Raw genomic sequence first — 18,801 nt, 5'->3', positions numbered from 1 at the left:
TCGAGTCGTGTATTAGCTCATTTTTACCGAAATTTGTTCACCATGCATGCGTTTTTTCAGCAGCCGCTTGGTGCGATCCCGGACATCCCCCACCAACTGGCCGCAGGCCGCATCGATGTCGTCGCCACGGGTCTTACGTACAATAACGGTATACCCCTTCTCCATCAACACCTTGGAAAAACGGTCGATGCGGGAGTTGGAGCTCTTGCCGTAGGGACTTCCCGGGAAGGGGTTGAAGGGGATCAGGTTGATCTTACACGGGGTATCCTTCAGCAGCGCCGCCAACTCCTGGGCCTGCTCCATGGAGTCATTGATATGATCCAGCATCACATACTCGATGGTCACCCTGCCCTTGTTGGCAAAGGATTTGCCCAGGTAGCCGCGCACCGACTCCAGGAAGGTAGCGATGTTGTACTTCCTGTTCACCGGCACCAGTTCATCCCGCAACGAATCGTTGGGAGCGTGCAGGCTGATGGCCAGGGCCACATCGATCATGTCCCCCAGCTTGTCCAGGGCAGGTACCACTCCTGAGGTGGAGAGGGTGACCCGGCGCTTGGAGAGGCCGAAGCCATAGTCGTCCAGCATGATGTCCATGGCTGGCACCACGTTGGAGAGGTTGAGCAGGGGCTCACCCATGCCCATCATCACCACGTTGGAGATGGGGCGCTCCTCACTCTTGCCGGACAGCCCCAGGTAGGTGGCCACCCGCCACACCTGGCCGATGATCTCCGCCACACTCAGATTGCGGTTGAATCCCTGCTGGGCGGTGGAGCAGAAGCTGCACTCCAGGGCACACCCCACCTGGGAGGAGACACACAGGGTGGCGCGATCCTCCTCCGGGATGTATACGGTCTCAACCTCCTGGCCGTTGCCCACATCGATGGCAAACTTGATGGTGCCGTCGGAGGAGTGCTGGCTGTCGGCGATCTGGGGTGCCTCAATCACTGCCACCTCCTTCAACTTGGCCCGCAAGGCCTTGTTGAGGTTGGTCATCTCGTCAAAATTATCCTGGCCGAAGTGATAGATCCACTTCATCAACTGATCGGCACGAAACGGCTTTTCGCCCAGCTCGGCAAAAAACTCACGCATCGCCTGACGATTCAGGTTTAATAGGTTGACCTTGTCAGTCATCTCACGGCTCCTCGACTCCAGCCCGGAAAATGGCGCGCAATTGTACAGGCTAACTCCCCAGAAAGTCCACTATGACGCGGTCTCGGCAAGTTCAGCCAGCATCCAGCCAACTCATGGTACACTGGGTCATCGCACCGATTCTAACCTGACTCAATGATACTGCTAGTTACCTATATTCTCGCCGCCATCGGCGTCTCCTTCGTCTGTAGCGTCTTCGAAGCGGCGCTGCTGAGCGTGACCCCCAGCTACATCGCCAACCTGAAGCAGAGCAATCCGAAGGCCGCCGACCGCCTGGAGAAGCAGAAGGAGGACGTGGAAGCGCCCCTGGTGGCGATCCTCACTCTCAATACCATAGCCCATACCGCCGGTGCTGCCGGCGCCGGCGCCCAGGCGGCCAAGGTGTTCGGCGACGATTTGCTGGGGCTGTTCTCTGCGGTACTGACCCTGGCGATCCTGTTCTTCTCCGAGATCATTCCCAAGACCCTGGGGGCCAACTACTGGCGCACCCTGGCACCGTCGGTGTCCCTGGCTTTGAACTGGATGGTGACCCTGACCAAGCCCCTGGTATGGCTCTCCCTCAAGGTCACCCGGCTGCTGGGCAAGGGGGAGCAGGGACAGTACATCCGCGCCGAGATGTCCGCCATGGCCGATGTCGGCCACCAGTCTGGAGAGCTGGACGAAAAGGAGTCCAACATCCTCAAGCAACTGCTCAACGCCAGGGAGGTGCCGGTCACCTCGGTGATGACCCCGAGGACGGTGATCCACTCCGTCAGCCAGCACATGACCCTATCGGATTTCGTCCGCCAGGAGCAGGAGGTGAGGTTTACCCGGATCCCGGTGCATGACGAGGAGCGGGAAGACATTGTCGGCTATGTCCACCGCAATGAGGTGATGTTGGCGGAACGCAGCAACCCCGACAAGGCCCTGCGCACCCTCAAGCGCCCAATCCTGGCCCTGCCCGAAGGCACCAGACTGATGGCAGTGTTCGAGCAGTTGCTCAAGCGCCGGGTGCAGATCGCCATCGTCGTGGATGAGTACGGCAGCGTGTTGGGGCTGGTCACCATGGAGGACATCATCGAGTCCCTGCTGGGGCTGGAGATTGTCGAGTTCAGCGATCCCGCCGCCGACATGCAGGATGTGGCCCGAAAGCTGTGGGAACAGCGTTTGAAGCAGCGCGGCATTACCCTGAGTGACAACGATTCCGCCTAGCCTTGGAGGAACAAAAAAAGCGCCCATGGGGCGCTTTTTTTCTGCCGGACTCTTAGCGAGTGCGGGGGCAGAGCTCTTCCTCGGTGAAGAAGTAGGCAATTTCACGCTCGGCGGACGCCACGGCATCGGAACCGTGTACGGCGTTCTCGTCGATGGAGTTGGCGAAGTCGCTGCGGATAGTACCGCGGGCCGCTTCGGCAGGGTTGGTGGCACCCATGATTTCGCGGTTGGCCAGAACGGCATTTTCACCTTCCAGAACCTGCACCATGATCGGACCGGAGGTCATAAAATCCACCAGGGCACCGAAGAAGGGACGCTCTTTGTGCTCAGCGTAGAAACCTTCCGCTTGCGCACGGCTCAGGTGAACCATCTTGGAAGCCACGATCTTCAGGCCAGCGTTTTCGAAACGGCTGTAGATGGCGCCGATCAGGTTCTTGGCAACGGCGTCAGGCTTAACGATGGAAAAAGTGCGTTCAATCGCCATTTTTCTCTCCATATTTAGGGTCGGTGTGTAGTTTGGCGCGGATTATAAGGCAAAACCGCCCAAAGATCCCCACTTAAATCACGTTCAGGACCAACCCAAACCTGGCAAAGATCACGCTCAGCGCAAATATTTGACACCGATCCACATGCAGTGCTCGTCGCAGCGGCGCTTCATGCGGCTGACAAAGCCCAGGCCATTGCCGATGTCGATCGCCTCGTCGAGAAAGTTGCTGGACTCCGGGAGGGATTGGGGAAGGGCGAGGAGCAACCGTCCGCACTTGTCGAGCAGCCGCCAGGAGAACTGGATCTCCCGGGCCAGATCACTGCCCGACTCGGTCATGGCGCCGAGCCAGATCACGGCCTGGTAGTCGACACGCTTGATTGCTGGCCCTCGAACTTGAACGGAAACACAAGAAAGATCAGCATATTGCTGCTTGAGAATGGCAGAGTTCATCACATGGTCGGTGAGGATGTCGATGGAGCCCCGCTCCCCCACCTGCTGTGCCAGGATCCGTACGAATCGCTCGTCACAGGGAGAGATCACCAGCACCCGCTCACCGCGCTTCAGTGCCAGTTTCCTTAGAATAAATTTGTACTTCCACTCAGGAAAGGCGTCACTCGAAACCTCTGAATGACAATCAAAAGAGTGGGTTTTGCGGACTTCTTGTTGCATTGTTATTTCCGCCCCAATTATTTTTGGTTTGAGCAAATACTCGCCGCACCGCCCCGACAGCCTGTACAACGATTACACAACATACTTCCTTGCTGGCTAAAAAAACAACCTTTTTTTGCCCTCAGTGAGACATAGCGGCAGTTTTACCTGAGTTGTTAAATGAACTGGAACCATTTTCCGGTACAAACTCTCAAAAAAGCAAAAAGCCGGCCCCAGGGGCCGGCTCTATCAGCGGGATCAACGCTGCTTCTGCAGCCAGTCGATCCACTCATCCATCCCCTCGCCGCTGGTGGCCGAGGTGCAGATCACCTGAATCTCCGGGTTGACCTTGCGGGCGTTATCGATGCAGGCCTGGACGTCGAAATTCAGGTGGGGCAGCAGATCCACCTTGTTGACCAGCATCAGGTTGGATGCGGCAAACATATCTGGATACTTCAACGGCTTGTCCTCGCCCTCGGTGACCGACAGGATCGCCACCTTGTGGCGCTCGCCCAGGTCAAAGCCGGCGGGGCACACCAGGTTACCCACGTTCTCGATGATCACCAGCTCCCCCTGATCCAGATCCAGTCGATCACAGGCGGATCCGATCATCGCCGCATCCAGATGACACCCTTTGCCGGTGTTGACCTGGATGGCACGCACTCCGGTCTCGCGGATGCGGTCGGCATCATTGGCGGTCTCCTGGTCTCCCTCGATCACCACCACCCTGTCGTTGGCCAGGCGGCGACAGGTCTCGGTCAGCAGGGTGGTCTTGCCGGAACCCGGGCTGGACACCAGGTTGACCACCAGCTGGTTGGCCTGATGGAAGCGCTTGCGGTTCTCGGCGGCAATCGCGTCGTTCTTGCCCAGGATATCCTGCTCAATCTGGACCATTCGTGCCTGGGACATGCCCGGGGCATGGGCATGGGCTGGCCCCTGACCGTAGTGCAGGTTGTCGCCCTGGTGCTCTGGGCTGAACTGCTCGGCCTTCGCTGAGCCATCCGGGTGATGATCATGATGATGCTGGTGGCCATGGTCGTGGCCGTGGGAGTGATGGCCCTGGTTGGCCGGGTTCCCGCCATGAATGTGGTAGTGGTAGTGATGCTCGACGTTGCCCTGATGGTGGTAGTGGTGGTGCACCACTGTGGCCTCGACGGCGGAATGAGGGTGGTCATGGTCATGGGCGTGGTGATGACCATGGTCGTGAGCATGCCCATGCTCGTGGTGATGATGGTGGCCATGGTCGTGGTCGTGATGATGGTGATGACCGTGGTCATGGCTATGACCCTGCTCGATCTTGACGTTGCCTTCGGCACAGCCGCATACGGTACACATGGTTACTCTACCTCTAATGATTTGACTCGCATCTGGGTGCCCCCCACGACCTGCAGCGAATAACCGGCGCACTTGGGGCAGGGCTGCCCGCGCCGCGCCAGGGGAACCTCCACGGCGCAGTCGAAACAATAGGCGCTGCCGGGCACCGACTCGATGGCAAGGCTGCACCCTTCGGCCAGGGTCTGCCGGGTCACCACATCGAAGCTGAACTCCAGGGCATCGAGCTCCACCCCGGCCAGGTCCCCCACCTCCAGGCACACCTCTTTCACCCGGGTGAACTGCTGTTTCTGAGCCTCGCTCTCCAGGATCTGCACTATCCCTTCGGCCAGTGACATCTCGTGCATTCTGCCTTCCCGTCTTCGGCCTGGTCGGCCTGATGCTGGTTGACGGTTGCCCCGCTGGCAACCCCGTCCCCACATGTTACTCATGGAGCCAGGGTCGAAACTTTGTTCTCAGTCATAAAATTTAAAAAAAGGTCATAACATCGCCGCTACCCGCCGGGACGGGCTCGGCCCATAAAAAAGCGGAGCCACGGCTCCGCTTCTTCGTTCAGGCTGGACTACTGGATCTCGTCGATCCAGGCCTGCTGAATCGCTTCCAGAATACGCTCATTGCAGTGGTCGGGGTCATCGTTAAACCCCGGCAGATCCATCACCCACTGACGCAGCTCGGTAAAGCGCAGCTGCGTCGGATCCACCTCGGGCTTCAGCTCACTGAGCTCAATGGCGATATCCTGTACGTCTACCCACTTCAGTTCCATGGGGATCTCCTTGGCGCGGTTTAGTGGTTCTCACTGACCTGGTTGATGGTGTACTTGGGGATATCCACCACCAGATCTTCATCCTCAACCCTGGCCTGGCAGGAGAGGCGGGATTCCGGCTCCAGGCCCCAGGCCTTGTCCAGCATGTCATCCTCCAGCTCGTCACTCTCCTCCAGAGAGTCAAACCCCTCGCGGACCACCACATGGCAGGTGGTACAGGCACAGGATTTCTCACAGGCGTGTTCAATCTCGATGCCGTTGCGCAGGGCCACGTCCAGGATGGTTTCTCCCTTCTCGGCCTGGGCTTCCAATCCCTCGGGGCAGTGCTCTTCACTGGGCAGAAAAATAATCTTTGGCATAGTTAACCTTATACGTTATCGACCGATTGTCCCGACAGCGCCCGACGGATAGAGAGATCCATCCGCCGTGCGGCAAACTCGGCACTGGCCTTATCCAGGGCCTCGATGGCGTCCTTGATGACCTGACCATCGCTGCCTTCACACAACTGTTTCAGCGCCACCATCTGGTCACGCAGAGCCTGCTGCTGCTCTGGGCGCAACAGCTCGTCACCGTCGGCATCCAAGGCGGAGCTCAGGCTCTCGATCACCCGCTGGGCCTCGATGCGCTGCTCGGTGAGCATCCGCTTGGCGATATCCTCCTTGGCGTGGGTCATCGACTCGGTGAGCATGCGGGTGATCTCACCCTCGCTCAGGCCAAACGAGGGTTTCACCTGGATGGAGGTCTGCACCCCGGAGGTTTTCTCCTGGGCGGTGACCGACAGCAGACCATCGGCGTCCACCTGGAAGGTCACCCGAATCACCGCGGTGCCGGCGGCCATGGGAGGGATCCCCTTGAGGACGAAGCGGGCCAGGGAGCGGCAATCCGCCACCATCTCCCGCTCCCCCTGGACCACATGGATCGCCATGGCGGTCTGCCCATCCTTGAAGGTGGTGAACTCCTGGGCCCTGGCGACCGGGATGGTGGTGTTGCGGGGGATCACCTTCTCGGTCAGGCCTCCCATGGTCTCCAGCCCCAGTGACAGGGGCGCCACATCCAGCAGCAACATATCGGAGTCGGGCTTGTTACCCACCAGGATGTCCGCCTGAATAGCGGCGCCGATGGCCACCACCCGGTCGGGGTCGATGCTGGTCAGCGGGCGACGGCCAAAGAACTCGCCCACCTGCTCCCGCACCAGGGGAACCCGGGTGGAGCCTCCGACCATCACCACTTCCAGTACCTCGTCCCGCTCCAGGCCGGCATCGCGCAGACCGCGGCGACAGGCCATCAGGGTGCGCTTCACCAGAGGGGCGATCAGCTGATCAAACTGGCCACGGCTGATCTCGCCCTGCCAGTCGCCGATGGCGGCGGTGACGCTGTCCGCGTCGGTAAGGGCTTCCTTGATCCGGCAGGCCTCACTCTGCAGTTGACGGCGCAGGCTGGCGTCGGCATCGGTGAGTCCCGCCAACTCAGCCAGGTGGTCCGCCAGCAGGTGATCAAAGTCATCCCCCCCCAGGGCGGAATCGCCGCCGGTGGCCAGCACCTCGAACACCCCCTGATTGAGGCGCAGGATGGAGATATCGAAGGTCCCGCCTCCCAGGTCGTACACCGCAATCACCCCCTCCTGGCCGGAGTCCAGGCCGTAGGCGATGGCGGCGGCGGTGGGCTCGTTCAGCAGCCGCAACACCTTGATCCCCACCAGTTCGGCGGCATCCTTGGTGCCCTGGCGCTGGGCATCGTCGAAATAGGCGGGCACGGTGATCACCGCGCCGGACATCTCGCCGCCCAGGGTCTCTTCTGCCCTTTTAATCAAGGGCTTAAGCACTTCAGAGGAGACCTGCACCGGGTTGACCCGACCGCAGCGGGTGACGAACAGCGGCAGGCCGTTGTCCGAGGCTTCCAGCTGGTAGGGCAGTTTGGGATAGCGTCCCTGGATGTCCTCCAGGGAACGACCCATAAAGCGCTTGACCGAGATGATGGTGTTTTGCGGATCCTCACTGGCCCTGGACTTGGCCACCTCTCCGGTTTCCACCCCCTCATCCAGGTAACGGACCACCGATGGCATGCGGTGACGTCCCTGATGGTCAGGCAGGGTTTCGGCCTGGCCGCTGCGTACCGCAGCCACCAGGGAGTTCGTGGTTCCAAGATCGATTCCCACCGCCAGCTTGTGCTGGTGAGGGGCGGCCATCTGGCCGGGTTCAGCAATTTGCAGTAGCGCCATAGTCAGTGATGTGAAGCATCAGGCGAGCAACCGGTCTTCCAGCTGCGCCAGCTCCTCCTCCAGCTTCTTCATAAATTTTAGTTTGCGGACCGAATCGGCGGCCTCCGGCCACTGCTGTTCGCCCAGTTGGGACTCCAGCTGCTGCATCAGGGCTCGGGTGCGGCGGGACAGATCCTCGGCGAAATCCATGGCGGCGGCCCCTGCGTCGGCGGCCTCCTCCACCTCTTCCAGGGTTTCGCGCAGCATCATCTGCTCCATCAGGAAGCCGGTATCGCGAATGGTCTGGGTTTCCCCCTGCAGTTCGATGCCGGCCAGCTTCAGCATGTACTGGGCCCGGCTGACCGGATCTTTCAGGGTCTGGACGGCGTCGTTGATCTCTGCCGCTTTCTGCACCGCCATCAGGCGATCCCGCTCGGAGGCGTCGGCAAAGTTATCCGGGTGAACGGCACGCTGAAGTTCGCGGTAGCGGCCGCTTAGCAGGGCGGCATCCACCTGGAACGCCACCGGCAGGTCGAACAACTCGAAGTAGTTCATCAATATCCCCTGTACCTGGCAGACGGGCCCGAAGGGGCCCCAGGCATCAAACAGTAAAGCTCTCTCCGCAGCCGCACTCTCCCTGGGCGTTGGGGTTATTGAACTTAAAGCCTTCGTTCAGGCCCTCCTTGACGAAATCCAGCTCCACCCCATCCAAGTGGATCAGGCTCTTGGCATCGATGATGACGTTGACTCCCTTGTCTTCGAACACTTCATCGTCTGGATTGAGCTCATCAACGAACTCGATAACGTAGGCCAGTCCGGAGCAGCCGGAGGTTTTCAGGCCCAGGCGCAGGCCGATGCCCCGCCCGCGGTTGGCCAGAAACTGCTTCACCCGGTCGGCGGCGGCGTCGGTCATGGAGATGGCCATAGAAACTCCCGTTACTCTTTGCCGTGCTTGCTGTTGTAGTCGGCAATGGCCGCCTTGATGGCGTCCTCAGCCAGAATGGAACAGTGGATCTTCACGGGAGGCAACGCCAGCTCTTCGGCAATCTCGGTGTTCTTGATGGATGCCGCTTCCTCCAGAGTCTTGCCCTTGACCCACTCGGTCACCAGGGAGGAGGAGGCGATGGCGCTGCCGCAGCCATAGGTCTTGAACTTGGCATCCTCGATGACGCCCTCTTCATCCACCTTAAGTTGCAGTTTCATTACATCACCGCACGCCGGCGCGCCCACCATACCGGTGGCCACATTGGGGTCGTTCTTGTCGAAGGAACCCACGTTGCGGGGGTTTTCGTAGTGGTCAATGACCTTTTCACTGTATGCCATGGTTACGCTCCAAATTCCTAACTCTCGTCGGGGACCGGTCGGCGCCGGTCCCTCGTTGTGTCTCTATCAGTGAGCCGCCCACTCTACGGTGGACAGGTCGATACCCTCTTTGTGCATCTCCCACAGGGGAGACATCTCGCGCAGCTTACCGATGGCGCCACGGATCTTCTCGATTGCGTAATCGATCTCCTCCTCGGTGGTGAAGCGACCGATGGAGAAACGGATGGAGCTGTGGGCCAGCTCGTCACTCATCCCCAGGGCCCGCAACACGTAGCTGGGCTCCAGGCTGGCGGAGGTACAGGCGGAACCGGAGGAGACCGCCAGATCGCTCAGGGCCATCATCAGGGATTCGCCCTCAACGAAATTGAAGCTGATGTTCAGGTTGGACACCAGACGCTGATCCAGATCGCCGTTGATGTACACTTCATCAATATCCCTGATGCCATTGAGCAGGCGATCGCGCAGGGCGCGCAGGCGTTCGGTCTCGGCTCCCATCTCCTCCCTAGCGAGGCGACAGGCTTCACCAAAGCCCACCAGCTGGTGGGTCGCCAAGGTACCGGAGCGCATGCCACGCTCGTGTCCGCCACCGTGCATCTGGGCTTCCAGGCGTACGCGGGGCTTGCGACGCACGTACAGGGCACCAACACCCTTGGGGCCGTACATCTTGTGAGCGGAGATGGAGATCAGGTCCACCTTCATCGCCTTGACATCGATGGGCAGCTTGCCAGCACTCTGGGCGGCGTCCACGTGCAGCAGGATACCCTTGCTGCGGCACAGCTCGCCGATGGCGGCGACGTCGTGAATCACGCCGATCTCATTGTTGACGTGCATGATGGACACCAGGATGGTGTCGTCGCGCATCGCCTCTTCGAAGCGGCTCAGGGGGATGATGCCGTTGCTGTCCGGCTCCAGGTAGGTAACCTCGAACCCCTCGCGTTCCAGCTGACGACAGGTGTCCAGCACCGCCTTGTGTTCGGTCTTACTGGTGATGATGTGCTTACCCTTCTTGCTGTAGAAGTGCGCCACACCCTTGATGGCCAGGTTGTCGGACTCGGTGGCGCCTGAGGTAAAGACGATCTCGCGGGGGTCGGCGTTGATCAATTCCGCCACCTGGTTACGGGCAATGTCCACCGCTTCTTCGGCCTGCCAGCCGAACTTGTGAGAGCGGGAGGCGGGGTTACCGAACATACCGTCCAGGGTCAAGCATTGCACCATCTTCTCGGCGACACGGGGATCGACCGGGGTAGTGGCAGAGTAATCAAAATAGATCGGAAGCTTCATTACCTTCTCCGACTTGAGCCGGCCAAAAACATGGTGCCGGCGGTTAGTTACATCATGGCGCACGCGCCAAAACCTTTACTGTGCGTGAACTTTGGCTTGTTGTGTTTCCTGACGCACGGACACCACCTTGACGTCATGGTTCGACATCAGATCAGCCAGGCTGATGCCGTTAAGAAATCCTGCAATGCGATCGCTCAGGTCCCCCCACAGGGAGTGGGTCAGGCAGCGGGCACCGCTCTGGCAGTTGCTCTTGCCGTGGCAACGGGTGGCGTCTACGGACTCATCGACCGCATGAACCACCATACCCACGGCGATGTCGGCGGGATCCTGCCCCAGCAGGTAACCGCCACCTGGGCCACGGACACTGCTGACCAGGCCGTTTTTACGCAGCTTGGCGAACAACTGCTCCAGATACGACAGAGAGATCCCTTGTCGCTCGGAGATGTCGGCAAGCGGCACCGGCCCATCGGCGGAGTGCAGGGCCACATCGAGTATGGCGGTGACCGCGTAACGGCCTTTGGATGTCAATCTCATAACCTGTCCCTTTCTTGCAACACCACCACTATACCATATACCCGAGCAAAATACTCAAGTATTATTCTGGCGATTCTAACCGGGATTTTCGATTAACTGAGAGGAATACCCCAGCACCCAGCTGGGGCATTTAACCCTATTCGCAAGTCGGATTCAAATACCTGGATCAAATCTTTCGTGCTCTTTTCGGCGGGTATCGGCCGCTTCCTGCTCCGCTTCTACAAAAGCGCTCACGTTAAGCTGCGGGAGCTCCTTGGTTTCGATGGTACAGCCCTGCTCCTTGAGCACCTGGCAGACCTCCATCATCCTGGCGTCCATCAGGTGCATGTGGTCAAGCATGGAGCCGATGGCGCTGGCGACTGGATCCGGGTTGTCCGGGGAGACCGCGTAGGCATCGAAACCATACTTGCGCGCCAGGTGGCTGCGGCGGTGCTCCTTCTCCCGCTCCGCCTTACTGAGCACGGCTCTGGCCGGAATGCCGATCATGGTGGTGCCGGGCTCCACATCCTTAATCACCACCGAGTTGGAGCCCACCCTGGCTCCCTCTCCGATATCCAGTGGGCCGAGGATCTTGGCCCCCGCCCCCACCACCACGTTGTCGTGCAGGGTGGGGTGACGTTTGCCGGCGTTCCAGCTGGTGCCCCCCAGGGTGACCCCGTGGTACAGGGTCACATCATCGCCAATCTCGGCGGTCTCACCGATCACCACTCCCATGCCGTGGTCGATAAAGAAACGACGGCCGATGCGGGCGCCGGGATGGATCTCCACACCGGTGGCCCAGCGGGAGAAGGTGGAAAGCAGGCGGGCGGTCAGCTTCCATTTGCGGCACCAGAGTTTGTGGGAGATACGGTGAAGCCAGATCGCATGCATGCCTGGGTAGTTGGTCAGGATCTCAAAGGCGCTGTTGGCCGCCGGATCCCGGTGGTAGATGGAAGCGATGTCTTCCTTTAGACGCGCACGTATACCCATGGTTGCCATTACTCTTTGTTGGAAGTGTCAGTTTTCTCAATAGAGGTGAGGATGCCTCGCAGGATATTCAACTCCTGGGCCTCGGGTCGTGCCCGGTTGAACAGCCGACGCAGCTTGGCCATCACCTGGCCCGGATGGTTCTTGCGGATAAACCCGGTGTGGCTCAGCGCCGACTCCAGGTGGCGGTAGAACCCCTCCAACTGCTCGCCGTTAGGATAGGCCTCCTCCGGCTCGGGCCTGGCCAGCAGGCTCAGGTGCTTCATCCGCACCTCATAACAGAGCAGCTGCACCGCCTGGGCCAGGTTGAGACTGGAGTATTCCGGGTTGGCCGGAATGTTGACGTGGAAGTGGCACAACTGCAGCTCCTCGTTGGTCAGACCATGGTTCTCACGGCCAAACACCAGCGCCACAGGCCCTCCCCTCCCCTCCAGGGCCAGCTTCTCCCCTGCCTCGCGGGCATCCAACTGGGGCCAGTCCAGCCCACGCCGCCGCGCCGAGGTACCGATGACCAGGGCACAGTCGGCGATCGCCGCCTCCAGGGTCGGCACCGTTTTGATGTTTTTCAGGACATCCACGGCACCGGCCGCCAGCGCCACCGATTTTCCGTCCGGCTCCACCCGCGGCGCCACCAGCATCAGTTGGGAGAGCCCCATGGTCTTCATCGCCCTGGCAGCGGAGCCTATGTTGCCCGGGTGGGAGGTGCCCACCAGGATTATGCGGATATTCTCTAGCATCCGGTTGATAACTTAGCTAAACAAAGAGGGTCATTATGCTAACACAGCCTAATGTTCGCCTTCAGAAACATTTGCTGCTTTTATATATAGATCAACTCTGCTAAGATCCGCGCCCCAAACCATAGGGTTTCCGTTCTTTTACATCCAGGGGTATCGATATGCATCCGATGCTGAATATCGCCGTCCGCGCCGCGCGCGCCGGCGGACAGGTTATTGCACGCGCGTTTTCTGAGCAGGACAAGGTAGAGGCCGAACTGAAGGGCGTAAACGACTACGTCACCAAGGTTGACCGTGACGCCGAGGCGGCCGTGGTGGCCACCATTCAGAAGTCCTATCCGAAACACACCATCATCGGCGAAGAGTGTGGCACCATAGAAGGTGAACACGCCGAGTTCCAATGGATCATCGACCCCCTGGATGGCACCACCAACTTCGTCAAGGGGCTGCCCCACTTTGCCGTCTCCATTGCCCTGCAGATCAAAGGCAAGGTCGAGCACGCCGTGGTGTTCGATCCCATCCGCAATGAGCTGTTCACCGCAACCCGTGGTGCCGGCGCCCAGTTGAACGGCTACCGCATCAGAAACAACGGCGCCCGCAGCCTGACCGGCACCGTTATCGCCACCGGCTTCCCCTTCAAGAGCCGCCAGCACAGCGAAAGCTACCTGAAGATGCTGGCCGGCATCTGGGAGGAGGCCGCCGACTTCCGCCGGACCGGCTCCGCGGCCCTGGACCTGGCCTACGTGGCCTCCGGCCGCGTCGACGGCTTCTTCGAGATCGGCCTCAAGCCCTGGGACATCGCCGCCGGTGAACTGTTGGTGAAAGAGGCTGGCGGCATCGTCACCGACTTTGTCGGTGGCCACAACCAGCTGAAGAGCGGCAACATCGTCGCCGGCGCCCCCAAGGTGACCGCCGGTCTGCTGTCCGCCATGCGCCCCCATCTGAATGAAGCCCTGAAGCGCTAATCCATTGGCCGAAATGGGAAAGGGGAAGCCGCCGGCTTCCCCTTTTTGTTATCCTTTTTGAGATCCGATCGACATTTTCTTCCGATCTGAACGCCTTTTGTTTCACAAATGAGTTCAAATGGCGCTAAATACGCCGTTTCTGTTGATTTACCTATGGAAATCCTTAGGAAAAGCTGATGAGACTCAGCGATATTTACCACCCTAATCTGGTCCAATATGGGCGAACTCCCCATTGGCCCCACCCTACTGTTGAGGTACCCGTGAATCCACATCTGTTTTTCAAGCTGCTCAGCGACGAAACCCGGCTGCGCTGTGTACTGCTGCTGGTGCGCCGGGGAGAGCTGTGCGTGTGTGAACTGGTGGAAGCGCTGAACGAGAGTCAGCCGAAGATCTCCCGCCATCTGGCCAGCCTGCGCAGCCAGGGGCTGCTGAAGGATCGCCGCCAGGGGCAGTGGGTGTACTACTCCCTGGCCGAGGCGCAGCCCCAGTGGCTCGTCCCCATCCTGACCGAGCTGGGCAACGCCGAGCAACTGGCAACGCTCTACCAGGCGGACATCGATCGGCTGCAGGCGATGAACTACCGACCCGGCCGCTGCGGCAACTGACTCAGCGCCCCCGAATCTTAAGGAACAGCATCAGGTAGAGGGTGGCCGCACCGAAGGAGGCCAGGGTCCCCATCCCGACCCCCAGTGCCGGGTAGCTCGCCCACACCGACAGGCCATAGACGATGAGGCTGCCGACCCCGAATGGGTAGTGCTTGGCCAGCACCGCCACCGGCCGGTTGCCATACTCCAGTTGCAGCAACAGCATCAGCGGAAACAGTGTCACCGGAAACGCCGCCATCACTCCCGCCAGGCTCTCCGGCAGCCAGTGGGCCAGGGCGGTGATCACCACCACGATCGCCGCCGCCAGCAGCGCCCTGCCCCACACCATCATCGGCCCTGCCTTGACCGCTACAAACTCCGGTTCGGGGACGCGCCGGGTGATGCGGATCGAAAGCAGCGCCACCGCCGCCGCCAGCAGGGCCCCGGCCGCGCCCATGGGCGGCAGCGACTGAGCCACCAAGGCAAACAGCACCAGCGCCATCACCGCCACCGCCATCGGACGCCAGGCCTTGGGCTCGGCCCCCTGGGCACTCAGAGTGTAAACCAGGCAATAGCCGGTGGTCGCCGCCAGCCCCAGTTGACCATAGAGGGCAGCCTGGGCGGCAAACTCGGGCCCGTGCTCAATACCATAGAAAAACAGCACGATGGCGGTCCCCAAGGGGTAACCGGAGAGGACCCCCGCCAGCCTGGGGCCACTGCGCTCGGCGATCCACGCCAGGCCCACCACGGCAACCACTGCCGCCATTATCTTGGCAACTAATAACAACATAGGAATCGGGAAATCGGTAAAAGAGGGCGTCAGAATAGCAGACCAGATAGAAATGCCAAGAAGCAGTTGTGAAACAGATCACATTGATAACAATGCAGTTTTATTTTTGGAACTATAGACTGTAGGGATAATGCCCTTGGTATTAGAACGCCCTTCGGAGAGTGCCCATGCACAGACTGTATACCAAGTTCGGACTGCCGGTGATCGGCCTGTTCGAGCACCTGATCCTGATCATCATCACCCTGGCCACCCTGGTGGCCATCGGCCAGGAGGTGTGGCTGATGATCTCCAACCGCCACGTGGCCCTGGCGGACCTGCTGCTGCTGTTCATCTACCTGGAGGTACTGGCGATGGTGGCGGTGTATGCCGCCGAGGGGCAGCTGCCGGTACGGATGCCCATCTACATTGGCATCGTCGCCCTGGCCCGTTACCTGATTCTGGATATGAAGGCGATGGACGACTGGCGGGTACTGGCGGTCTCCGCCTCAGCCCTGCTGCTGGCCGCCACCGTGGTGGTGATCAAGGTGGGACAGAGTTACTTCAGCACCGAGTCGGACAACGGCCGCTCAGCCAGATAGAAAAAAAGGAGGCGATGGCCTCCTTTTTTTGCGAACCGTCATCGTAGAATCAGTGGCTGCACAGGTTACCGCGGTTGAGCACATAGCCCTCGCCCATGGGTGCCACTTTCTCCATCTTGACGAAGAAGGTGACGATCTGCTCGATGCTCTGATCGTCCAGGCGGCAGGTGAAGAACCGGGCGTCGCTACCGAACCGTTCCGCGGCCAGGGCCTTGATCTGATCCAGGGTCAGCGGCTCGCTCTGCTGGCCGATAAGGTTGAGAAGTTCGTGGGCATGGATAGACTCGGTCATAATGGTTCTCCAGATTTCAGAAGATTCAAATTATATGCACCTTTTAAATGCTATCTTTGATCTGAATCCGGTTTCCGGCAATTGGAGCGGCCGATGATCTCCATCGAGGCCCTGCAACTGATCCTGAACCTGACTCAGCAGATGTCCCTCTATCTGGTGATCGCCTACATCTTCACCAAGACGCCGGTGTTCAAACCCCTGGTCACCCTCTCCCACCGGGTGCCCCACCGGCTGATGCTGTACGGGGTGTTCAGCTGCTTCTGCATCCTGGGCACCTACTTCGGCGAGCAGACCAACGGCGCCATCGCCAATACCCGCGCCATGGGCGCCGTGCTCTCCGGCCTGCTGGGGGGGCCGATCACCGGGTTTGCCGTGGGACTCACCGGAGGGCTGCACCGCTACAGCCTCGGCGGCTTCACCGATCTCGCCTGCGCCATCTCCACCACCCTCGAGGGCCTGTCCGCCGGACTGGTGCACGCCTACCTGATCCGCAAAGGCAAACTGGAGCAGCTTTTCCGTCCCGCCCTGGTGGCCCTGGTCGCCCTGTGGGCTGAGGTGTTGCAGATGATCATCATCCTGCTGGTGGCCCGCCCCTTCGCAGACGCCTGGCAACTGGTGCAGGTGATCGCCCCGCCGATGCTGCTGGTCAACAGCATCGGCGCCGCCATGTTTATGAGCATGCTGAGGGATCAGCGGGTGATGGTGGAGAAGATGTCGTCGGTGTTCTCCGCCAAGGCTCTGAAGATCGCCGAACGTACCGTGGGGATCCTCAGCCAGGGGTTCAACGCCACCACCACCAAGCAGGTGGCTCGCATCGTCTACGAGGAGACCCAGGTTGGCGCGGTGGCCATTACCGACCGCGAGAAACTGCTGGCCTTCATCGGCATGGGGTCGGATCACCACCTGCCCAACACCCCCATCTCCTCGGAGATCACCATGGAGGCGATCCGCAATGATCGGGTGATGTACGCCGACGGCCTGCAGCTAAAGTACCACTGCTCGGTGTCCAAGAACTGTCCCCTGGGATCCAGCCTGGTGATTCCCCTGCGCGGGGAGAATGAGGTTATCGGCACCATCAAGCTGTATGAGGCCAAGAACAAGCTGTTTCTTAACATCAACCGCACCCTGGGCGAGGGAATTGCCAAGCTGCTCTCCAACCAGATACTGCACGGCCGCTACCAGCACCAGAGCAACCTGCTGACCCAGGCGGAACTGAAGTTGCTGCAGGCCCAGGTGAATCCCCACTTCCTGTTCAATGCCCTCAATACGGTGGCGGCGGTGACTCGCAGCGACTCCAACCGTGCCCGGGAGCTGATTCAACACCTGGCCACCTTCCTGCGCGGCAACCTGAAGCGGGGCGCCGGGGTGGTCACCCTCAAGGACGAACTGGAGCACATCGATGCCTATCTGGAAGTGGAGAAGGCTCGGTTCGGTGACCGCCTCTCCATCAGCCGTCAGATAGAGCACAACGTCCTTCACCTGAGGATGCCCACCTTTACCCTGCAGCCCCTGGTGGAAAACGCCGTCAAACACGGTATCGCCAATCTGTTCGAACCGGGTAAAATCGACATCGGCGCCCACCGGGACGGCGACCAGTTGATCCTGACGGTGGAGGACAATGCCGGCGCCTACAAGGAGAACCCCAACAGCAGCGGCCTGGGGATGAACCTGGTGGATAAACGAATAAAAGCACAATATGGACAACAATTTGGCATCAGCGTCCACTGTCACCCCCAGCACTATACTAAAGTGACCGTGACCCTGCCTGCCGTGGAACACAGTGATGATTACCACCCTGCTGATTGATGATGAACCCCTGGCCCGGCAAGAGCTGGCCAGCCTGCTGACCCACTACCCGGACATCCGGGTGTTGGCACAATGCGCCAACGCGGTAGAGGGGATCGCCGCCATCCACCAGCACAAGCCGGACCTGGTGTTCCTGGACATCTCCATGCCCAAGATCAGCGGCATGGAGATGCTGGCGATGCTGGACCCGGATAATCTGCCCAAGGTGGTGTTTGTCACCGCCTACGACGAGTATGCGGTCAAGGCCTTTGAGAACAACGCCTTCGACTATCTGCTCAAGCCCATAGAGACCGAACGGCTGGAGAAGTGCCTGGAGCGGGTACGCCGTGCCCAGGGCCCCCAGGATCTCAGCCCCATGGTGCCGGAACAGCTGTCGCTGATCCCCTGCTACAGCGGTACCCTGCTCAAGGTACTCAAGGTGGAGAATGTGGAGTACGCCTACTCCGATCTGGGCGGGGTCCATGTGGCCAGTGCCGACGAGGTGATCCACACCCAGCTGACCCTCAAGGTGCTGGAGAGCCGCACCCCGCTGCTGCGATGCCATCGCCAGTACCTGATCCACCCGGCGGCCATCGCCGAGATCGAACTCCAGGAGGGGGGCAACGGCGAAATCCACACCCAGGGGGGGGCGACGCTGCCGGTGAGCAGGCGCTATCTCAAGGCGCTGAAGCAGACCCTAGGCTTTCAATAATTGTGATTTATTAGGCACCTTTGCAAATCAGTCACTACACTTAGTTTAGCCGCCGACACGGCACGACTGACTGGCAAAACGAGGTGTCTCCCATGTCCCTGACCAAAGCCGAGCTGACGCAGAACCTGATCACCAACCTGAACCTGTCCACCAACGACGCCAAGAACCTGGTGGACGCCTTCTTCGAGGAGATTCGCGCCTGCCTGGAAAACGGTGAAGAGGTGAAACTGAGCGGCTTCGGCGTCTTCCACCTGAGAGACAAGAGTCCTCGCCCGGGACGCAACCCCAAGACCGGTGAGGAGCATGAGATCTCCGGCCGGCGGGTGGTCACCTTCGCCGCCGGCGGCAAGCTCAAGGGACGGGTGGCCACCCTGAAGGCGGAGTAATCTCCCCCCGACCCATGATGTCGGTCACAGTTTAATTACATCTCCATTACCTCCCGGCTCCGCTGACCGGCCATAGTGACCGCTTAACGGCGCAGACGACCGCT

The 18,801-nt window shown here is 60.2% G+C and carries 24 protein-coding genes; 7 read left to right on the top strand and 17 right to left on the bottom strand.

The features are described 5' to 3' along the window. Positions 1–12: 12 nt before the first annotated feature. Positions 13–1,131 carry a bifunctional tRNA (adenosine(37)-C2)-methyltransferase TrmG/ribosomal RNA large subunit methyltransferase RlmN gene (locus FCL40_RS03085; protein WP_136851228.1) on the bottom strand — a complete coding sequence of 373 codons (1,119 nt, stop codon included), beginning with the start codon at positions 1,129–1,131 and terminating at the stop codon, positions 13–15. Positions 1,132–1,284: 153 nt separating this feature from the next. Here FCL40_RS03085 and FCL40_RS03080 point away from each other — a divergent pair, with 153 nt between their 5' ends. After that, positions 1,285–2,340, top strand: coding sequence for a CNNM domain-containing protein (locus FCL40_RS03080; RefSeq protein ID WP_136851226.1), 1,056 nt, complete (start codon positions 1,285–1,287; stop codon positions 2,338–2,340). Between the two features lie 52 nt (positions 2,341–2,392). Here the strand turns inward: FCL40_RS03080 and ndk are convergent, their stop codons facing one another. From ndk to trmJ, 14 genes are all read right to left on the bottom strand, one after another. Next, positions 2,393–2,824, bottom strand: a complete 432-nt coding sequence (gene ndk, locus FCL40_RS03075) for a nucleoside-diphosphate kinase (RefSeq protein WP_136851224.1) — start codon at positions 2,822–2,824, stop codon at positions 2,393–2,395. A 117-nt stretch (positions 2,825–2,941) separates the two neighbouring features. Continuing rightward, the gene (locus FCL40_RS03070; protein WP_136851222.1) at positions 2,942–3,496 is read right to left on the bottom strand and encodes a hypothetical protein; all 555 of its coding nucleotides are present in this window, start codon (positions 3,494–3,496) and stop codon (positions 2,942–2,944) included. A 237-nt stretch (positions 3,497–3,733) separates the two neighbouring features. After that, positions 3,734–4,810, bottom strand: a complete 1,077-nt coding sequence (gene hypB, locus FCL40_RS03065; protein ID WP_136851220.1) for a hydrogenase nickel incorporation protein HypB — start codon at positions 4,808–4,810, stop codon at positions 3,734–3,736. A gap of 2 nt (positions 4,811–4,812) precedes the next feature. After that, complete coding sequence (hypA, locus tag FCL40_RS03060) at positions 4,813–5,154, bottom strand: hydrogenase maturation nickel metallochaperone HypA (RefSeq protein WP_136851218.1); 342 nt, start codon at positions 5,152–5,154, stop codon at positions 4,813–4,815. A gap of 215 nt (positions 5,155–5,369) precedes the next feature. Beyond that, on the bottom strand, positions 5,370–5,570 hold the full coding sequence (iscX, locus tag FCL40_RS03055) for a Fe-S cluster assembly protein IscX (protein WP_136851216.1): 201 nt from the start codon (positions 5,568–5,570) through the stop codon (positions 5,370–5,372). Positions 5,571–5,590: 20 nt separating this feature from the next. After that, positions 5,591–5,929: an ISC system 2Fe-2S type ferredoxin gene (gene fdx / locus FCL40_RS03050; protein WP_136851214.1), complete on the bottom strand. Its 339-nt coding sequence runs from the start codon at positions 5,927–5,929 to the stop codon at positions 5,591–5,593. Between the two features lie 8 nt (positions 5,930–5,937). Next, positions 5,938–7,788: a Fe-S protein assembly chaperone HscA gene (hscA, locus tag FCL40_RS03045; RefSeq protein WP_136851212.1), complete on the bottom strand. Its 1,851-nt coding sequence runs from the start codon at positions 7,786–7,788 to the stop codon at positions 5,938–5,940. An 18-nt stretch (positions 7,789–7,806) separates the two neighbouring features. Continuing rightward, a complete protein-coding gene (gene hscB / locus FCL40_RS03040; protein WP_136851210.1) occupies positions 7,807–8,322 on the bottom strand; it encodes a co-chaperone HscB in 516 nt (171 codons plus the stop codon). 46 nt (positions 8,323–8,368) lie between these two features. After that, the gene (iscA, locus tag FCL40_RS03035) at positions 8,369–8,692 is read right to left on the bottom strand and encodes an iron-sulfur cluster assembly protein IscA (protein ID WP_136851208.1); all 324 of its coding nucleotides are present in this window, start codon (positions 8,690–8,692) and stop codon (positions 8,369–8,371) included. A gap of 11 nt (positions 8,693–8,703) precedes the next feature. Further along, on the bottom strand, positions 8,704–9,090 hold the full coding sequence (gene iscU, locus FCL40_RS03030; RefSeq protein ID WP_136851205.1) for a Fe-S cluster assembly scaffold IscU: 387 nt from the start codon (positions 9,088–9,090) through the stop codon (positions 8,704–8,706). Between the two features lie 66 nt (positions 9,091–9,156). Continuing rightward, the gene (locus FCL40_RS03025) at positions 9,157–10,371 is read right to left on the bottom strand and encodes an IscS subfamily cysteine desulfurase (protein ID WP_136851203.1); all 1,215 of its coding nucleotides are present in this window, start codon (positions 10,369–10,371) and stop codon (positions 9,157–9,159) included. 75 nt (positions 10,372–10,446) lie between these two features. Then, on the bottom strand, positions 10,447–10,905 hold the full coding sequence (gene iscR / locus FCL40_RS03020; protein WP_136851201.1) for a Fe-S cluster assembly transcriptional regulator IscR: 459 nt from the start codon (positions 10,903–10,905) through the stop codon (positions 10,447–10,449). Positions 10,906–11,058: 153 nt separating this feature from the next. Next, positions 11,059–11,874, bottom strand: coding sequence for a serine O-acetyltransferase (gene cysE / locus FCL40_RS03015; RefSeq protein ID WP_136851199.1), 816 nt, complete (start codon positions 11,872–11,874; stop codon positions 11,059–11,061). Positions 11,875–11,882: 8 nt separating this feature from the next. Continuing rightward, positions 11,883–12,608 carry a tRNA (cytosine(32)/uridine(32)-2'-O)-methyltransferase TrmJ gene (gene trmJ / locus FCL40_RS03010; protein WP_136851198.1) on the bottom strand — a complete coding sequence of 242 codons (726 nt, stop codon included), beginning with the start codon at positions 12,606–12,608 and terminating at the stop codon, positions 11,883–11,885. Positions 12,609–12,766: 158 nt separating this feature from the next. Between trmJ and suhB the strand changes: the two genes are divergently transcribed. After that, positions 12,767–13,570 (top strand): inositol-1-monophosphatase, encoded by an 804-nt coding sequence (gene suhB / locus FCL40_RS03005; protein WP_136851196.1) that lies wholly within the window; start codon positions 12,767–12,769, stop codon positions 13,568–13,570. A gap of 260 nt (positions 13,571–13,830) precedes the next feature. After that, positions 13,831–14,175 carry a metalloregulator ArsR/SmtB family transcription factor gene (locus tag FCL40_RS03000; RefSeq protein ID WP_229360257.1) on the top strand — a complete coding sequence of 115 codons (345 nt, stop codon included), beginning with the start codon at positions 13,831–13,833 and terminating at the stop codon, positions 14,173–14,175. Position 14,176: 1 nt separating this feature from the next. Here FCL40_RS03000 and FCL40_RS02995 read toward each other — a convergent pair whose 3' ends face one another. Beyond that, on the bottom strand, positions 14,177–14,944 hold the full coding sequence (locus FCL40_RS02995; RefSeq protein ID WP_136851192.1) for a hypothetical protein: 768 nt from the start codon (positions 14,942–14,944) through the stop codon (positions 14,177–14,179). Between the two features lie 161 nt (positions 14,945–15,105). Here FCL40_RS02995 and FCL40_RS02990 point away from each other — a divergent pair, with 161 nt between their 5' ends. Then, the gene (locus FCL40_RS02990; protein WP_407644132.1) at positions 15,106–15,522 is read left to right on the top strand and encodes a phosphate-starvation-inducible protein PsiE; all 417 of its coding nucleotides are present in this window, start codon (positions 15,106–15,108) and stop codon (positions 15,520–15,522) included. Positions 15,523–15,571: 49 nt separating this feature from the next. Here the strand turns inward: FCL40_RS02990 and FCL40_RS02985 are convergent, their stop codons facing one another. Beyond that, complete coding sequence (locus FCL40_RS02985) at positions 15,572–15,814, bottom strand: YecH family metal-binding protein (RefSeq protein ID WP_136851188.1); 243 nt, start codon at positions 15,812–15,814, stop codon at positions 15,572–15,574. A gap of 111 nt (positions 15,815–15,925) precedes the next feature. On the opposite strand from FCL40_RS02985, the gene FCL40_RS02980 reads away from it, so the two are divergent. The 3 genes from FCL40_RS02980 (at position 15,926) to FCL40_RS02970 (ending at position 18,697) form a co-directional block, all read left to right on the top strand. Next, the gene (locus FCL40_RS02980; RefSeq protein WP_169306985.1) at positions 15,926–17,620 is read left to right on the top strand and encodes a LytS/YhcK type 5TM receptor domain-containing protein; all 1,695 of its coding nucleotides are present in this window, start codon (positions 15,926–15,928) and stop codon (positions 17,618–17,620) included. Continuing rightward, entirely contained in the window at positions 17,598–18,311 is a 714-nt protein-coding gene (gene btsR, locus FCL40_RS02975; RefSeq protein WP_136851184.1) for a two-component system response regulator BtsR, read from the top strand. Before FCL40_RS02980 ends, btsR begins: the two co-directional genes overlap by 23 nt. 92 nt (positions 18,312–18,403) lie before the next feature. Beyond that, the gene (locus FCL40_RS02970; RefSeq protein ID WP_136851182.1) at positions 18,404–18,697 is read left to right on the top strand and encodes an integration host factor subunit alpha; all 294 of its coding nucleotides are present in this window, start codon (positions 18,404–18,406) and stop codon (positions 18,695–18,697) included. The last annotated feature ends 104 nt before the right edge of the window (positions 18,698–18,801 follow it).

The sequence above is a fragment of the Ferrimonas sediminicola genome, assembly GCF_005116715.1.
Classification (GTDB): Bacteria; Pseudomonadota; Gammaproteobacteria; order Enterobacterales; family Shewanellaceae; genus Ferrimonas; species Ferrimonas sediminicola.
The sequence above is the reverse complement of the archived record's forward strand: the minus strand, read 5'-3'. Positions and strand labels throughout refer to the sequence as shown.

What these genes read in the sequence shown, in the direction of transcription:
- ndk (WP_136851224.1), bottom strand. Translation starts at nt 2,824, where the DNA reads ATGGCGATTGAACGCACTTTTTCCATCGTTAAGCCTGACGCCGTTGCC.
- FCL40_RS03025 (WP_136851203.1), bottom strand. Translation starts at nt 10,371, where the DNA reads ATGAAGCTTCCGATCTATTTTGATTACTCTGCCACTACCCCGGTCGAT.
- fdx (WP_136851214.1), bottom strand. Translation starts at nt 5,929, where the DNA reads ATGCCAAAGATTATTTTTCTGCCCAGTGAAGAGCACTGCCCCGAGGGA.
- FCL40_RS03080 (WP_136851226.1), top strand. Translation starts at nt 1,285, where the DNA reads ATGATACTGCTAGTTACCTATATTCTCGCCGCCATCGGCGTCTCCTTC.
- iscU (WP_136851205.1), bottom strand. Translation starts at nt 9,090, where the DNA reads ATGGCATACAGTGAAAAGGTCATTGACCACTACGAAAACCCCCGCAAC.
- iscA (WP_136851208.1), bottom strand. Translation starts at nt 8,692, where the DNA reads ATGGCCATCTCCATGACCGACGCCGCCGCCGACCGGGTGAAGCAGTTT.
- FCL40_RS03085 (WP_136851228.1), bottom strand. Translation starts at nt 1,131, where the DNA reads ATGACTGACAAGGTCAACCTATTAAACCTGAATCGTCAGGCGATGCGT.
- iscX (WP_136851216.1), bottom strand. Translation starts at nt 5,570, where the DNA reads ATGGAACTGAAGTGGGTAGACGTACAGGATATCGCCATTGAGCTCAGT.
- FCL40_RS02995 (WP_136851192.1), bottom strand. Translation starts at nt 14,944, where the DNA reads ATGTTGTTATTAGTTGCCAAGATAATGGCGGCAGTGGTTGCCGTGGTG.
- hypB (WP_136851220.1), bottom strand. Translation starts at nt 4,810, where the DNA reads ATGTGTACCGTATGCGGCTGTGCCGAAGGCAACGTCAAGATCGAGCAG.
- trmJ (WP_136851198.1), bottom strand. Translation starts at nt 12,608, where the DNA reads ATGCTAGAGAATATCCGCATAATCCTGGTGGGCACCTCCCACCCGGGC.
- hscB (WP_136851210.1), bottom strand. Translation starts at nt 8,322, where the DNA reads ATGAACTACTTCGAGTTGTTCGACCTGCCGGTGGCGTTCCAGGTGGAT.
- hypA (WP_136851218.1), bottom strand. Translation starts at nt 5,154, where the DNA reads ATGCACGAGATGTCACTGGCCGAAGGGATAGTGCAGATCCTGGAGAGC.
- iscR (WP_136851201.1), bottom strand. Translation starts at nt 10,905, where the DNA reads ATGAGATTGACATCCAAAGGCCGTTACGCGGTCACCGCCATACTCGAT.
- cysE (WP_136851199.1), bottom strand. Translation starts at nt 11,874, where the DNA reads ATGGGTATACGTGCGCGTCTAAAGGAAGACATCGCTTCCATCTACCAC.
- FCL40_RS02985 (WP_136851188.1), bottom strand. Translation starts at nt 15,814, where the DNA reads ATGACCGAGTCTATCCATGCCCACGAACTTCTCAACCTTATCGGCCAG.
- hscA (WP_136851212.1), bottom strand. Translation starts at nt 7,788, where the DNA reads ATGGCGCTACTGCAAATTGCTGAACCCGGCCAGATGGCCGCCCCTCAC.
- btsR (WP_136851184.1), top strand. Translation starts at nt 17,598, where the DNA reads ATGATTACCACCCTGCTGATTGATGATGAACCCCTGGCCCGGCAAGAG.
- FCL40_RS03070 (WP_136851222.1), bottom strand. Translation starts at nt 3,496, where the DNA reads ATGCAACAAGAAGTCCGCAAAACCCACTCTTTTGATTGTCATTCAGAG.
- FCL40_RS02970 (WP_136851182.1), top strand. Translation starts at nt 18,404, where the DNA reads ATGTCCCTGACCAAAGCCGAGCTGACGCAGAACCTGATCACCAACCTG.
- suhB (WP_136851196.1), top strand. Translation starts at nt 12,767, where the DNA reads ATGCATCCGATGCTGAATATCGCCGTCCGCGCCGCGCGCGCCGGCGGA.